14 protein-coding genes are annotated in these 13,562 nt (G+C 60.5%); 8 read left to right on the top strand and 6 right to left on the bottom strand.

The features are described 5' to 3' along the window. Positions 1–4: 4 nt before the first annotated feature. The 4 genes from coaE to H035_RS0106985 all read left to right on the top strand — a co-directional run bounded on the left by coaE (position 5) and on the right by H035_RS0106985 (position 3,628). A complete protein-coding gene (coaE, locus tag H035_RS0107000; RefSeq protein ID WP_022948274.1) occupies positions 5–613 on the top strand; it encodes a dephospho-CoA kinase in 609 nt (202 codons plus the stop codon). A 13-nt stretch (positions 614–626) separates the two neighbouring features. Continuing rightward, positions 627–1,775 carry a radical SAM family heme chaperone HemW gene (gene hemW / locus H035_RS0106995; RefSeq protein WP_022948273.1) on the top strand — a complete coding sequence of 383 codons (1,149 nt, stop codon included), beginning with the start codon at positions 627–629 and terminating at the stop codon, positions 1,773–1,775. 158 nt (positions 1,776–1,933) lie between these two features. Further along, entirely contained in the window at positions 1,934–2,575 is a 642-nt protein-coding gene (gene pyrE, locus H035_RS0106990; protein WP_022948272.1) for an orotate phosphoribosyltransferase, read from the top strand. A 33-nt stretch (positions 2,576–2,608) separates the two neighbouring features. Next, positions 2,609–3,628, top strand: a complete 1,020-nt coding sequence (locus tag H035_RS0106985) for a DUF4124 domain-containing protein (RefSeq protein ID WP_022948271.1) — start codon at positions 2,609–2,611, stop codon at positions 3,626–3,628. On the opposite strand, the gene argB is transcribed toward H035_RS0106985, so the two are convergent. The 4 genes from argB to coaBC are packed head-to-tail and all read right to left on the bottom strand — an operon-like array spanning position 3,614 to position 8,617. Next, positions 3,614–4,519, bottom strand: a complete 906-nt coding sequence (gene argB, locus H035_RS0106980; RefSeq protein ID WP_022948270.1) for an acetylglutamate kinase — start codon at positions 4,517–4,519, stop codon at positions 3,614–3,616. The genes H035_RS0106985 and argB overlap by 15 nt on opposite strands. Positions 4,520–4,527: 8 nt before the next feature. Then, a complete protein-coding gene (locus H035_RS22415; RefSeq protein ID WP_022948269.1) occupies positions 4,528–6,960 on the bottom strand; it encodes a phosphomannomutase/phosphoglucomutase in 2,433 nt (810 codons plus the stop codon). A 9-nt stretch (positions 6,961–6,969) separates the two neighbouring features. Beyond that, entirely contained in the window at positions 6,970–7,428 is a 459-nt protein-coding gene (gene dut, locus H035_RS0106970; protein WP_022948268.1) for a dUTP diphosphatase, read from the bottom strand. After that, a complete protein-coding gene (gene coaBC / locus H035_RS0106965) occupies positions 7,394–8,617 on the bottom strand; it encodes a bifunctional phosphopantothenoylcysteine decarboxylase/phosphopantothenate--cysteine ligase CoaBC (RefSeq protein ID WP_022948267.1) in 1,224 nt (407 codons plus the stop codon). Before coaBC ends, dut begins: the two co-directional genes overlap by 35 nt. 40 nt (positions 8,618–8,657) lie before the next feature. Between coaBC and radC the strand changes: the two genes are divergently transcribed. After that, entirely contained in the window at positions 8,658–9,332 is a 675-nt protein-coding gene (gene radC, locus H035_RS0106960) for a RadC family protein (RefSeq protein ID WP_022948266.1), read from the top strand. Between the two features lie 33 nt (positions 9,333–9,365). On the opposite strand, the gene H035_RS0106955 is transcribed toward radC, so the two are convergent. After that, a complete protein-coding gene (locus H035_RS0106955) occupies positions 9,366–10,268 on the bottom strand; it encodes a phosphoribosylaminoimidazolesuccinocarboxamide synthase (RefSeq protein WP_022948265.1) in 903 nt (300 codons plus the stop codon). Between the two features lie 74 nt (positions 10,269–10,342). Between H035_RS0106955 and djlA the strand changes: the two genes are divergently transcribed. Genes djlA through H035_RS0106940 form a run of 3 tightly spaced genes read left to right on the top strand, consistent with a single transcriptional unit; the run spans position 10,343 to position 12,052 of the window. After that, the gene (gene djlA / locus H035_RS0106950) at positions 10,343–11,170 is read left to right on the top strand and encodes a co-chaperone DjlA (protein ID WP_022948264.1); all 828 of its coding nucleotides are present in this window, start codon (positions 10,343–10,345) and stop codon (positions 11,168–11,170) included. Positions 11,171–11,224: 54 nt separating this feature from the next. Beyond that, positions 11,225–11,554, top strand: a complete 330-nt coding sequence (locus H035_RS18620; RefSeq protein ID WP_022948263.1) for a DUF6763 family protein — start codon at positions 11,225–11,227, stop codon at positions 11,552–11,554. A 15-nt stretch (positions 11,555–11,569) separates the two neighbouring features. Next, the gene (locus H035_RS0106940; RefSeq protein ID WP_022948262.1) at positions 11,570–12,052 is read left to right on the top strand and encodes a YajQ family cyclic di-GMP-binding protein; all 483 of its coding nucleotides are present in this window, start codon (positions 11,570–11,572) and stop codon (positions 12,050–12,052) included. A gap of 6 nt (positions 12,053–12,058) precedes the next feature. Here the strand turns inward: H035_RS0106940 and rmuC are convergent, their stop codons facing one another. Then, positions 12,059–13,438, bottom strand: coding sequence for a DNA recombination protein RmuC (rmuC, locus tag H035_RS18615; protein ID WP_022948261.1), 1,380 nt, complete (start codon positions 13,436–13,438; stop codon positions 12,059–12,061). Positions 13,439–13,562 lie beyond the last annotated feature (124 nt).

Here is a 13,562-nt window from a genome sequence, read left to right as displayed (position 1 = left end):
CCGAATGTTGAAGATCGGCCTCACCGGCGGTATCGGCAGCGGCAAGAGCACGGTCGCCCGGCTATTCGAGCAACGCCGCATCGATGTCATCGATACCGACCGAATCGCCCGGGAATTGGTGGCTCCCGGCCAACCGGCTCTGGCCGCTATCGTCCAAGCCTTCGGCCCGAAAATTCTTCAAGACGACGGCCGATTGAACCGGACCGAGTTGCGCCGCCGGGTTTTCCGGGACCCCGAAGCGAAAAAAAACCTGGAAGCCATTCTTCATCCCCGCGTTTTCACCGAGATGAACCGGCAGGCCGATCTATGCCGATCGCCCTATTGCATCCTCGCCGTTCCCCTCCTGGTGGAGACCGACGCGTTACACCGGGTCGATCGGGTACTGGTGGTGGATTGCCCGGAGCAAATCCAAATCGAACGGGTCCAACATCGGGACGGTTTGTCCGATAACATGATCCGCCGCATCCTCGCCAGCCAGGCTACCCGCCGGGAGCGCCTTCAGGCCGCCGACGATGTGATCGTCAACGACGGAGATCTTGGTCAATTGGAGCGGCAGGTGGACGAACTTCACCGCTTCTATTTACAGCTGAGTCATGACCCAGAGACAGGATAAGACACACACCCCGTTGATTCGACCTCCTCTCGGACTGTACATTCATCTGCCCTGGTGCGTGCGCAAATGCCCCTACTGCGATTTCAACTCCCACGCCCTGCGAGACGGTCTACCCGAGAAAGCCTACGTGGACGCCCTCCTGGCCGATCTCCGTCAAGATCTGGCCTGGGTAAAAGACCGAAGACTCCATAGCATTTTCCTGGGCGGCGGGACTCCCAGCTTGTTCTCACCGGACAGTCTGGCGCGCATGCTGGAAGGCGTCCAAGGTCTCGTTCCCTGGGACAAACCGATCGAAATCACCCTGGAGGCCAACCCCGGAACCGTGGAAAGCGCTAAATTCCGAGCATTTCGCGCTTCAGGCATCAACCGCCTGTCCCTGGGGGTGCAATCGTTTCAGGATGGTAAATTGACCGCGCTCGGCCGCATTCACACCGCCCGGGAAGCGCTCGAGGCGATCGACACGGCCCGATCGGCGGGGTTCGACAACTTTAACTTGGATCTCATGTTCGGCCTTCCCGGACAAAGCCTGAACGACGCCTTGAGCGATATCGACACCGCCATCGCCCAAAACCCCGCCCATATTTCCTATTATCAACTGACCCTGGAACCCCACACCCTATTCGCCAAGTACCCGCCCCGTCTGCCGCAAGACGAACACATTTGGACGCTCCAAAACGCCTGCCAGGAAAAACTGGCGGCGGGCGGATTCAAGCGCTATGAAATTTCCGCCTATGCCCGGGACGGATTCCAGTGCCGACACAACCTGAACTACTGGCGCTTCGGCGACTATCTGGGCATCGGTGCCGGTGCGCACGCCAAATTGACCGACCCGGAGCGAAACGCGATCCACCGCATCTGGAAAATCCGGCATCCGGACCATTATCGGGAAAAAGCCGCCTCGCCGGCTCGGATCGGCGGGCGATCGATCATCCGGGAATCGGACAAGCCCCTGGAATTTCTGATGAATACGCTGCGCCTCAAGGAAGGATTCACTCCCTCCCAATTCGAGCGAAGAACCGGCATGGACTTCGCGCAAATCGCCCCCTCCCTGGAGCCCTTGCTAGTCGACGGACTGTTGAAGCGAGCCGGGGAACGCATCACCTGCAGCTCCCGGGGATGGAACTTCCTCGATACCCTGCTCGAGCGTTTCATCCCCGCTTGACCATATTTTGGACAACCCAAAAAACCCATTAAATATCATACAACTAACCCACTTTCCCGCACCCTCTCCACATACTTATCCACAGATACTGTGGAAGTTTGAATAGACAATATTCGTCCTTCAACCGTAAGATTAGTCATTTGCTTACTCAAACCAACATGCTGTCTTATCAACAGGAATTCATTGAATTCGCGATCGACGCCGACGCCTTGCGTTTCGGCCGGTTCACCCTGAAATCCGGCCGCACCAGTCCCTACTTTTTCAACGCCGGCCTGTTCAACAGCGGCGCCAAATTACATCGCCTGGGCCAGTTTTACGCCGCCGCCCTGGAACAGAACGCCCTCGGCTACGACATGCTCTACGGGCCGGCTTACAAAGGCATTCCCCTGGCGTGCACCACCGCCATCGCCCTGGCCGATCGCCATGCCAAGGACATTCCCTACGCCTTCAACCGCAAGGAGATCAAAGACCACGGCGAAGGCGGCTTGATCGTCGGCACTCCCCTGCAAGGACGGATCATGATCGTCGACGATGTGATCACCGCCGGCACATCGATCCGGGAATCGGTGGAGATCATCACCCGGGCCGGAGCCATCCCCGGCGGCGTCATGCTCGCTCTCGACCGGCAGGAAATCGGCCCGGACGGCATATCCGCGATTGCTGAAATCGAACGCCGCTATGCCATCCCGGTCCGGGCCATCGCGACCTTGGCGGATGTGATCGAATATCTGGAGAAAAGCGGCCGTTTCGGGGACAAACTGGGCACCGTTCGCGCATACCGTGAACGCTTCGGCGCTTGATTGTGGCGCCCGAAAGGCTACGCTTAAATTAAGATGACACGCACAGTCCCCCTTTATCTGGCTCTCCTTCTGCTATGCTCTCCCGCTTGGGCGGAAGATAAATCGGCCGCCAAGTTATACCGCTGGGTGGATGATCGGGGCAAGGTGCATTATTCCGATACGGTTCCTGTCGAGGACGCCAAACACGAACGGCAGATCTACGACAAATCCCGGCTGCGCAAGCTCGATGTGGTGGAAAAGGCCAAAACCCCGGAGGAGCTGGCGCGGGAATCGCGCTTGGCGGAGCTACGCAAGACCGAAAAACACCTCCTGGAAGAAGAAATGGCCCGCGACCGGGCGTTGCTACGCACCTATCGTAACGAGGAAGAACTCCACTTGGCCCTGCAGGGACAGCTCAACACCATCGACGCGCGGATTACAGTGCTCAAGGCGAATATCGCCCGACAACGGACTCTCCTGGATGCCAAGATCAGCCAAGCGGCGGAAATCGAAAGGCAGGGACGCAACGTTCCCGCCTTCCTGATCGAGTCGATAGAAGGGATCCGGCGTCAGATCCGCCAGCACCACCTCAAGATCGCCCACGAATCGGAAGCCAAGGAAGAACTGAAACGCAAATTCGCCCGGGATGTGGATAGATTCCGCAAACTCCACGCACGCCTTCAACAAGGCGTGAAGAAGACCGCCACCACCCGGCCCGACTCGGAGCCATCGGGCAAACGTCGCGTCATTCTCAGTCTCCTCTCCTGCGAGGGACACGCCGAGTGCGATCGGGCCTGGCAGTTGGCCAAAATATACCTCCGGGTACATGCCACCACGCCCCTGTATATCGACAGCGAGACCATCCTCCATACCGAAGATCCCCATCAAGAACAGGATATCGCGTTGACGGTCGCTCGTATCAAAGGAAAAACCGGTTACGATACCTTGTTTTTGGATGTGCGCTGCAAGCTTTCCAGGCAGGGCCAGGCCTTATGCCGCAGTGAAAAGGTGCAGGAAATCCGCGCGGGTTTTTCCCGCTTCATTCAGGAAGGTCTGGGATCAGCCGCCCAATAGGGTGCCGATTCCACTGTCGGTGAGCAATTCCAGCAATACCGCGTGCTCCACCCGCCCGTCGATGATATGCACACTGCGAACCCCTTCCTGCAGCGCCTCCATGGCGCAGCGGATTTTGGGGATCATCCCGCCGGCGATCGTGCCGTCGGCGATCAAACTCTCCACTTCCTGGCGCGACAGGCCGGTCAACAACTGGCCGTCCTTATCCAACACCCCCCGGGTATTGGTGAGTAGAATCAATTTTTCCGCGCCCAGGACTTGGGCCACCTTGCCGGCGACCAAATCGGCGTTGATATTGTAGGAGCTGCCATCTTCGCCCACCCCGATGGGCGCGATCACCGGAATGAAATCCCCGTGGACCAACATATCCACCACCGCCGGGTCGATGTGATCCACCTCCCCCACATGCCCCAGATCTATGATCTCGGGCGCCTGGGCTTCCGGCGCGGTGCGCTGCAAAAAAATCTTGCGCGCTCGGATGAGGGCGCCGTCCTTGCCCGTCAAGCCGACCGCGTGGCCGCCATGCTGATTCAACAGGCTGACGATCTCCTTGTTGACCAGACCGCCGAGCACCATTTCCACCACATCCATGGTTTCACTGTCGGTCACCCGCATCCCTTCCACGAAGCGACTGGGTTTGCCCAAGCGTTCCAACAGACGTCCGATTTGAGGACCGCCGCCATGAACCACCACCGGATTGATCCCCACCAGTTTCAGCAACACCACATCGCGGGCGAAACTCGCCTTCAGGGTATCGTCCACCATGGCGTTGCCCCCGTACTTGATCACCATGGTCCGCCCCCGAAAACGACGAATGTAGGGCAAGGCTTCGATTAAAACGTGGGCGATGCGACCGGCGGAATCGCCCGGTAACGAATTTTGCTTTTCCATCTTCGGTTTTACTCCACTCTCACACCAAAAGGTAAATCCAGATCGATCTCCAAGGTCTCGAACCATTCCCGGAAATACCCTTGAATTCGGAACAAAGCTTCCTCGTTGTCCGCTTCGAAGCGGAACACCAGCCCCGGAACACTCTTGGAAACGCTCACCACCCCCCAACCGTCGGCGTAATCCGCCCGGATACCGTCGAGGGTATTGATTTTAGCGTCGCGGAAAAATTTATCCGAGGAAGCCACCAACACTTGCATCATTGTCTCCGGTTCGCCGGGAGACAAATCGACGTGCAAGCGGGGTGTGACAATCCCTTGAGGCAACTCGGCGAAAATTTCATCGGAAGTCAACGGTTCGGCGGACAGCACCTCCACCAATCGGGCCGCCCCGTAGATCGCATCGGACAAACCGGTCCAGCGTTCCTGAAACAGGAGAGAGCCATCGAATCCTCCGCCGAGAACCGCCCCCAATTCGGCCATTTTGGCGCGAATCGGACCGTCTCCCGAGGGCGTCACTACCGGACGCCCCCCGTGTTGAACGATATGCCCCGCCAAATGACGGCTGCATTGAATGTCGAAGACGATATCTCCCCCCGGCTCGCGCGACAACACATCGGCCGCCAGCAACATCAACACTCGGTCCGGCATGATCGGCTCGCCTTGCGCATCGACCACCGCCAGCCGGTTGCCATCTCCGTCGAATGCCAAGCCCAATTCCACCTCCCGATCTTCCCGGACTTTCCCAATCAAGCGATCCAAGGCACCGGGGGCAAAGGGATTCAGGGCTCCCTGGGTATGAAGTTCTTCCACCTCGCACCCCAGGGTACGTAATAGCGCCGGCGCCACTTGTCCCGCCACGCCGGGTCCGTAGTCCACGACGACCTTCAAAGGACGACCGATCTGAACATCATCGATGATGGCACCGATGTAATCGGCGAGAAGATCCCGGCTTTCCAGCATCCCCATGCCGGAACTCAAATCGCCCTTTTGCAAGCGCCGGTTGAGCGCCAGCAGCGCTTTTTCCCCGCAAGGCTCGCCACCGACGACGACTTTCAAACCATTGTATTCCGGAGGATCGGACCCGGCGGTCACCATGACGCCCGCGCAATTGGGCAAATAGTGGGTGGCAAAATTGACAACGGCGGTCGGCACCTTGCCCAGGTCGATCACATCCCGCCCGCTGGCGCGCAAACCTTCGCTCAGCGCTTGGACCAGCGCTTCACTGGACGCGCGGGCGTCCCGCCCGACCGCCACCATCTGCTGTCCCCGGGATTCCGACTCGCTCCCGATGGCCCGCCCCAATTCGCGGACGCTCTCCGGCGTCAGCGTTTCCCCGACCACACCTGCAATAGCGGAAGGGCGAAAGACGACCTCCGGCAAGGTCACCGGCGCCGCCTGCGCTTTCTCCGGAAGCGAAGGCGGTGTTTCCTCCCCCCTTGCTTCAGGCGGGGACTCGGTCTCGGGTAGCGGTGCGGCTTCCCGCTCCACTTGCTCTTCCTCGGAGAGAGCCGCTTGTTCGGGATGCCAACGGGATCGCTGAAGTTGCAAAAGACGATCCAAAAGGGGCCGAAGCTCTTGCAAGGTCATAGAATAATTGCCCCGTACGGTACCGGCCGCCAAATCGTTGGCCAAGGTAAACAAAGTCGTACGATCGGCTTCGATCGCCCTCTCACCTTTTCGCCAGACCCATCCAAACAAAATCCCCAACACCAAAACCGCCAAGGCCCAAATCGCGACGCCGCCTAGCAGGGTGATCCAATCCGAGGACGGTATCCAATACTGCAGCTGCCAGGGCGTCCCGGAGATCGGAAGGGAGGCCCCGGGCGATGCCTCCTTGAGCGCATCGTCCCCTCGAAAGGCCACCCACAACGATCCCTGTCGCAAGGCCACCGCCCCTTGGGGAGGCGTCGGCAAGGCTTGCTCTAACCATTGCACATCGATCCCGACCAAGAGCACCCCGATCACTCGATCTTCCCGCCTGACCGCGCGCGCCACCGCCACATGGCGCTCGCTGGAAGTGAAGTTATGGACCGCCGGTGGGGGAGCACCGGTTTCGGCTTGATTGACCAGATCCATGTCGGCAAACCCCAGCCCCAGATTGCCGCTATCCGTCCACGCCCCCGCTTCCCGAGGAATGATCCGCACCTGCACCGCGCGGGGAATCATCCGCAGCAAGCGTTGCTCTTCGGCGGAAATCGGTTGTCCCTCGCCAGTCAGCGCATCCGCTACGCGAGGATCGCGAACCAACCCGTCCACCCAAGCCAGCAAATATTTTTGACGGATCTGGATCTGCCGGGCGACGCTCCGGGCATATTCGCTCCAGACTCGGGCCTCGTTTGCCCGGGATTTCTGCCAGGCCAGAAAATAGGTGCCCGTCACGGCCAAAGTGAGCGACACCAGCGCCGCCGCAAGCAGAATGACCAACCATCGCGCCAAGCTCACCCTAGACTCCTATCCCCGGCCGGTATGTCCAAATCCCCCTTCTCCCCGATCGCTGGGCTCGAAGGTCTCGACCTGTTCGAATTGCGCCTGCACCACCGGCACCACGACCAATTGAGCGATCCGTTCCCCGATTTCGATGGTAAAGGGAATCGAACCGCGATTCCAGCAGGATACCATCACCTCGCCCTGGTAGTCGGAATCGATCAATCCCACCAAATTGCCGAGCACAATGCCGTGCTTGTGGCCCAATCCGGAGCGGGGCAATATCATCGCGGCCAGGTGGGGATCTTGGATATGAATGGCCAGCCCGGTGGGAATCAAAGCGGTATCGCTCGGCGCCAAAGTCAACGGCGAGTCGAGACAAGCCCGCAAATCCAAACCGGCGGACCCATCCGTGGCGTAGCGGGGCAAGGCGATATCCCGCCCCAGTCGGTCATCGAGAATCTTGAACTGAATTTTTCGCTTCATAGCGCTCCACAATCAAGGCCAAAAGTTGCCTGGCCAGTTCCAATTTGGAAGTGGTCGGCAGGTGCCGTTCCCCTTCCGGCCACAGTACCCATAAACGGTTTTCCTCCGCTTCGAAACCGAGTCCCCCGCCGACCTGGTTAGCGGCGATCATATCCAGACCTTTACGCTCGAGTTTAGCGCGGGCGTGCTGTTTGAGATGATCGGTTTCGGCGGCGAACCCGACCGTAAACGGCCGTTTTTCCAGCGCCGCCACCGCGGCCAGGATATCCGGGGTCTTGACCAATTCCAGCCGCATCGTTCGGGCATCCTTTTTGATCTTTTCGGGCCGGGAAGCGGCGGGCGCATAATCGGCCACCGCCGCCGCCCCGATGAAAATCGCCTGTTCCACCGCCCGGTCCATGACCGCCGTATACATTTCACTGGCGCTTTCCACGCGCACCAGTTTCACCTTAGACGGCGGCTCCAGGGCGCAAGGACCGGACACCAAGGTCACTGTCGCCCCTGCCTCGGCCGCGGCCCGGGCCACGGCATACCCCATCTTGCCGGAACTGCGGTTGCTCAGAAACCGCACCGGGTCGATGGCCTCGCGGGTCGGACCGGCGGTGATCAACAGGTCAACCCCCGAAAGCGGCCCCGGCTGCAGCCACTCGATCACGCACCGATGGAGTTCGGCGGCCTCCAGCATCCGACCCGGTCCCGTCTCTCCACACGCCTGCGAGCCCCGATCCGGCCCCCAAACTTGCACTCCCCGGACCTGCAGCGCGGCGACGTTTTCCCGGGTCGCCGGATGTTCCCACATGCACCGATTCATGGCCGGCGCCACCGCCGTCGGGGCGTCGGCAGCCAGACACAGGGTCGTGAGCAGATCATCCGCCCGGCCCGCTCTAAGTTTAGCCAGAAAGTCGGCGCTCGCCGGTGCCACCAAGATTCGCTCGGCCCAACGGGCCAGCTCGATGTGCCCCATGGCCGCCTCGGCCGCCGTGTCCCACAATTCGGTCCGGACTGGCCTGCCCGATAACGCCTGGAGCGTCAGAGGAGTGATGAAGCGGGTCGCCGCCTCGGTCATCACCACCTGCACTTCGGCTCCGGCGACCCGCAACCGGCGGACCAATTCCGCGGTTTTGTAGGCGGCGATGCCGCCGGTGACGCCCAGCAGAATCCGGCGTCGATCGAGAGAAAGCGGTTCCATACTAGACTTAACTCAAATCAGCAACTCGACAAGGTGTAATATGGCGATCAGCGACTGGCCCGAATTGGAACGGCCCCGGGAAAAATTGCTCAGCCGCGGCCCGGAGGCGCTGTCGGATGCGGAATTATTGGCCATTTTCCTGCGCACCGGAGTGAAAGGCAAAACCGCCGTGGATTTGGCCCGGGAACTGCTCACCCAATTCGGCTCCCTGCGCGCCCTCCTGGATGCCGACCATTCCCGCTTCACCCAAGGCAAGGGTTTGGGGTCCGCCAAGTACATCCAGCTCCAGGCGGTGTTGGAAATGGCTCGCCGCCATATCCGAGAAAACCTGGAACGCGGCGACGCACTCACCTCGCCGGATTTGACCCGCGCGTTTTTCCAACGCCATTTGCGCGATCATCCTCACGAAATTTTCGCCGCCTTGTTTTTGGACACCCGCCATCGGGTCATTCGCTACGAGGAATTATTCCGCGGCACCGTGGACGGCGCCAGCATCTATCCCCGGGAAGTCGCCAAACAGGCTTTGAACCTGAACACCAGCGCGGTGATTTTCGCTCACAATCACCCGTCGGGCATCTCCGAGCCCAGCGCCGCCGACCGCGCGATCACCGACCGATTGCGCCAGGCCTTGGCCCTGTTCGACATCCGGGTGCTGGACCACATGATCGTCGGAGACGGAGAAACCTTTTCCTTCGCCGAGCACGGTTGGTTATAAGGCGCCTGCCGGATGCGACTTCGCTTATCCGGCCTACAGGCCCCCACCATGCCCCATCAACCGCCGCTCTGCTTCGCGGTATTTGGCCGCCGTTTGGGCGATGATTTCCGCCGGCAACCGGGGCGGCGGCGGCTTTTTATCCCAATCGATGGATTCCAGATAATCGCGCACGAACTGCTTGTCAAAGCTGGGCGGATTGCGCCCGGGCCGGTACCCATCCGCCGGCCAGAAGCGCGAGGAATCGGGGGTCAACACCTCGTCGATCAAATACAATTGCCCCTCCGCATCCAAGCCGAACTCGAACTTGGTATCGGCGATGATGATTCCCCGCGTCAAGGCATATTCAGCCGCCTGAGCATAGATCGCCAGGCTCGCATCGCGTACTTGTTCGGCTAAATTAGAACCCACCCGTTCAACCATACGCGCAAAATCGATATTCTCGTCGTGGGTGCCCAATTCCGCCTTGGTGGACGGGGTGAAAATGGGCTCGGGCAGCCGATCCGCCAGCCGCAGTCCGGACGGCAATTCGATGCCGCACACCGTGCCGGTGCGCCGATAATCCTTCCAACCGGAACCGATCAGATAGCCGCGCACGATGGCCTCCACCGGCAATGGCTTCAGGCGCCTGACCACGAGCGCGCGACTTTCCACCTGCTCGCACTCGGCCGGATCGGGCAGCACTTCCGCCAAGGGCACGTCCAGAAGATGGTTGGGCACCCGATCCGCCGTCCGGTCGAACCAAAAACGGGACACGCGCGTCAAAACCTGTCCCTTGCCGGGAATGGGGTCGGACAGGACCACGTCGAAGGCCGACAAGCGATCGGTGGTGACGATCAGCAAACGCGCCCGGTCGATTTCGTAGATGTCCCTGACCTTGCCCCGGCCCAACAACTTTAGACTGGAGAGGCGGGATTCGAACAGGGTTTCCGGCGGCATAGGCGATTTTTCCTTATCTCAAAACGTGTAATAATGAGTTTTTTTCTCGATTTTAGCAAGCGGCGACAAAGGGAATGAGCTGGTTAGGCAAGGTTTTCGGCGGCACTTTCGGTTTCATGCTGGGCGGCCCCCTGGGCGCGCTTTTGGGGACGGCCATCGGCCACCAATTCGACCGCGGCATGGAAGGCGGAGACGTCTTGCCGCGCCTGGAGCCGGGACGCCAACACCGCATCCAGATGGCGTTCTTCACCGCCACCTTCTCGGTGATGGGACACCTGGCCAAGGCCGACGGCCGGGTCTCCGAGGCGGAAATCGAAATGGCGCGCCGGATCATGGCGCGGATGGATCTCACCGAAGAGATGCGCCAGGCCGCGGTCCGCCTGTTCAACGAAGGCAAGTCCCCCCGCTTCCCCCTGGACGACACCCTGGATCAATTCCGCCGCGAAGTGGGGCGGCGTTCCTCCTTGATCCGCCTATTTCTCGAGATCCTGCTGCAGGCCGGCTACGCCGACGGCAGTCTCCATCCGGCCGAGGAAAGGATGCTCCTGCATATCTGTCACCGCCTGAACTTTTCCCGCTTCGAGTTCAAGGCGCTGCGGGCCTTCATGGAAGCCCAGTTGCGCTTCTCCCAGGCCCGCTATCAATATCAATACACCGGCCGCCGCCAAGCTCCGCCCCGGCGCCAAGGTCCCAGCCTGTCCGATGCCTACGCCATATTGGGTGTTTCGCCTTCGACCTCGGACGCGGAAATCAAAAAATCCTATCGACGGCTGATGAGTCAGCACCATCCGGATAAGCTGGTGGCCAAGGGACTGCCGGAAGAAATGGTCAAGATCGCCACCGAGAAAACCCAACAAATCCGCAACGCCTACGAAATCATCCAAGCCCATCGCAAACGTTGAGAACCTTGTGCTAGGATTCAGTCAGACGGTCAACTTCATCCTCAGGAGGCGGCAATGAACGAACTCGAGCCGATCGAAGGTCACTGGTACCTGGACCTGGACACGGAGGACAAATTCAAGGTGCTGGTCGTCGACGAGGCCGCCGCCGTGGTCGAGGTGCAGTATTTCGACGGGAATGTGGACCAGATCGACCTGGAGGCTTGGCAGGAAATGAACCTGGAAACCATCGAGGAGCCGGAAGACTGGACCGGCCCGATGGACGACGTGGAGGCCGACGATCTGGAATATTCCGAAATGGGCTTGCAGGAAGGCAAGAACGAATGGGACGAAGAAAATTTTCCCGCCGAGGGAGACGAGGACTCCTTTCACGAAGACAGAGAATAATCCATTACCTTTAATATGCCATCATTCGACATCGTTTCCGAAATCGATCATCACGAAGTCAGCAACGCCGTGGACCAAGCGAACCGGGAGGTCACCAACCGCTTCGACTTCAAAGGGTCGGGAGCACGCTACGAGCTGGCGGAGGACAAAATCACCCTGCACGCGCAAAACGATTTCCAGCTCAAGCAAATGCTCGACATCCTGCAGATGCGCTTGGCCAAGCGCGGGGTGGACGTGGATTGCCTCGATACCGGAGAACCCCAAACCAGCGGCCAGGCGGCGCACCAGGAAATCACCCTGCGCCAGGGCATCGACCGGGATCTGGCCAAGCAAATCACCAAGCGAATCAAGGAAACCAAACTAAAGGTCCAAGCCGCCGTTCAAGGGGATCAGGTGCGAGTGACCGGCAAAAAGCGCGACGACCTGCAACAGGTCATGCAAATGCTGCGGGAAGCCAAGCTGGATCTGCCCCTGCAGTTCACCAACTTCCGGGATTGAGGGCTGTCAATCGGGCCTATCCGGCAGCCGCAACGGATGGACGGTCTGATCGACCGACTCCAGCGGCGCCAGGGCCGGATGTTCGGGGGAACGGCGCAAGGATTGGAATTTGCGCGCCGTGGGCAGGAGGCGGGACTCCAGACTCCGGGTGGCCTGATTATAGCTCCGGACCGTTTTCTCCAACTGATCGCCCGTTTTCGCCCAGTGCTCGGACACCTTGACGATTCGTTCGTAGAGCGCCTTGCCTAGCTGAACGATCTCTTCGGCGCTCTGGGCCATGGTCTCCTGCTGCCAGCCGTAAGCCACCGCCTTGAGCAAGGCGATCAGGGTGGTGGGGCTGGCCGGAATCACCTTGTTCTCCACCCCGTATTCGATCAAGCCCGGGTCGGCGTGGAGGGCGGCGCTGAAAAAAGCTTCCCCGGGCATGAAAAGCACCACGAACTCGGGCGCCCGCTCGAACTGCTCGAAGTAGCTTTTCATGGACAACTGCTGAATGTGGCGCTTGAGCTGAGCGGCGTGCTCGGTCAAACGGCTCTGGCGCTCCTCGTCGTCTTCCGCCTCCACCGCCTGGAGATAGGCTTCCAGGGGGACCTTGGCATCCACCACCACCGACCGCCGCCCCGGCAGATGCACGATCAGATCGGGCCGCAGGCGGCCGTTGCCGCGATCGCGGGATACTTGTTCCTCGAAATCGCAGTGGGACACCATCCCGGCCATCTCCACCACCCGCCTGAGCTGCATTTCTCCCCAGCGCCCCCGGGCGGCGGGTTGGCGCAGAGCTCGAACCAGGGTCTCGGTCTCCTTGTGGAGGCGCGGCAAATGGGTTTGGAGCAAGGCGTCCATCTGCTGCTTGAGCGCCGCGTAGGCATCGATGCGCGCCTTTTCCACCTCCCCCACGGCCGCCTGTACTTGGGCCAGGGACTCGCCGATGGGTTTCACCAGGGACTCCACCGCCTGGTGTTTCTTTTCCCACTCGTGGCCCGCCTGCGCCTGAAGGCGCTTGAAGGACTGTTCCGCCAACTGGAGAAACTGGCTGCTGTTTTGATCGAGGACATCCTTGGACAAGCCCTTGAAGATATCGGCCAGGCGCTTCTCGGCCTGTTCGAGCAAGGCCCGGGACTCCTCCACGCGGCGGCTTTCCTGCTGGAATTTCTCCTCCAGCACCGCCGCCCGGGTGCGGCTGGCGTCCAAATCCTCCCGAACCCGAGTCAACTCAATCTCCAGCTTATCCGCCTGTTCCGCCTCGCGGCGGGCTTCGGCCCGATGCAGATCCCTTTCTCGCCGCAAGCGATAGCTGTACCCAACCGCCGCCGGCAGCGCCGTCAGCCAACCGGCCAAAGCACCTGCCAAAAGCCAGACCCAGGCGGGGATATCAGCGGGCTGCATCGATCTCGCCCGACACCGGGACGGCTAAACGTGTCCTCGACTCTGAGAGCTTGTTTACAAATCCGAAAAAGCGGGTATCGGGCGTTCGTCCGAAGGGCGTACTCGGCCGGGATGGCCGAGTCCC

It is taken from the genome of Methylohalobius crimeensis 10Ki (genome assembly GCF_000421465.1).
Taxonomy (GTDB): Bacteria; Pseudomonadota; Gammaproteobacteria; order Methylococcales; family Methylothermaceae; genus Methylohalobius; species Methylohalobius crimeensis.
This window is presented reverse-complemented; position numbering and strand designations above follow the sequence as displayed.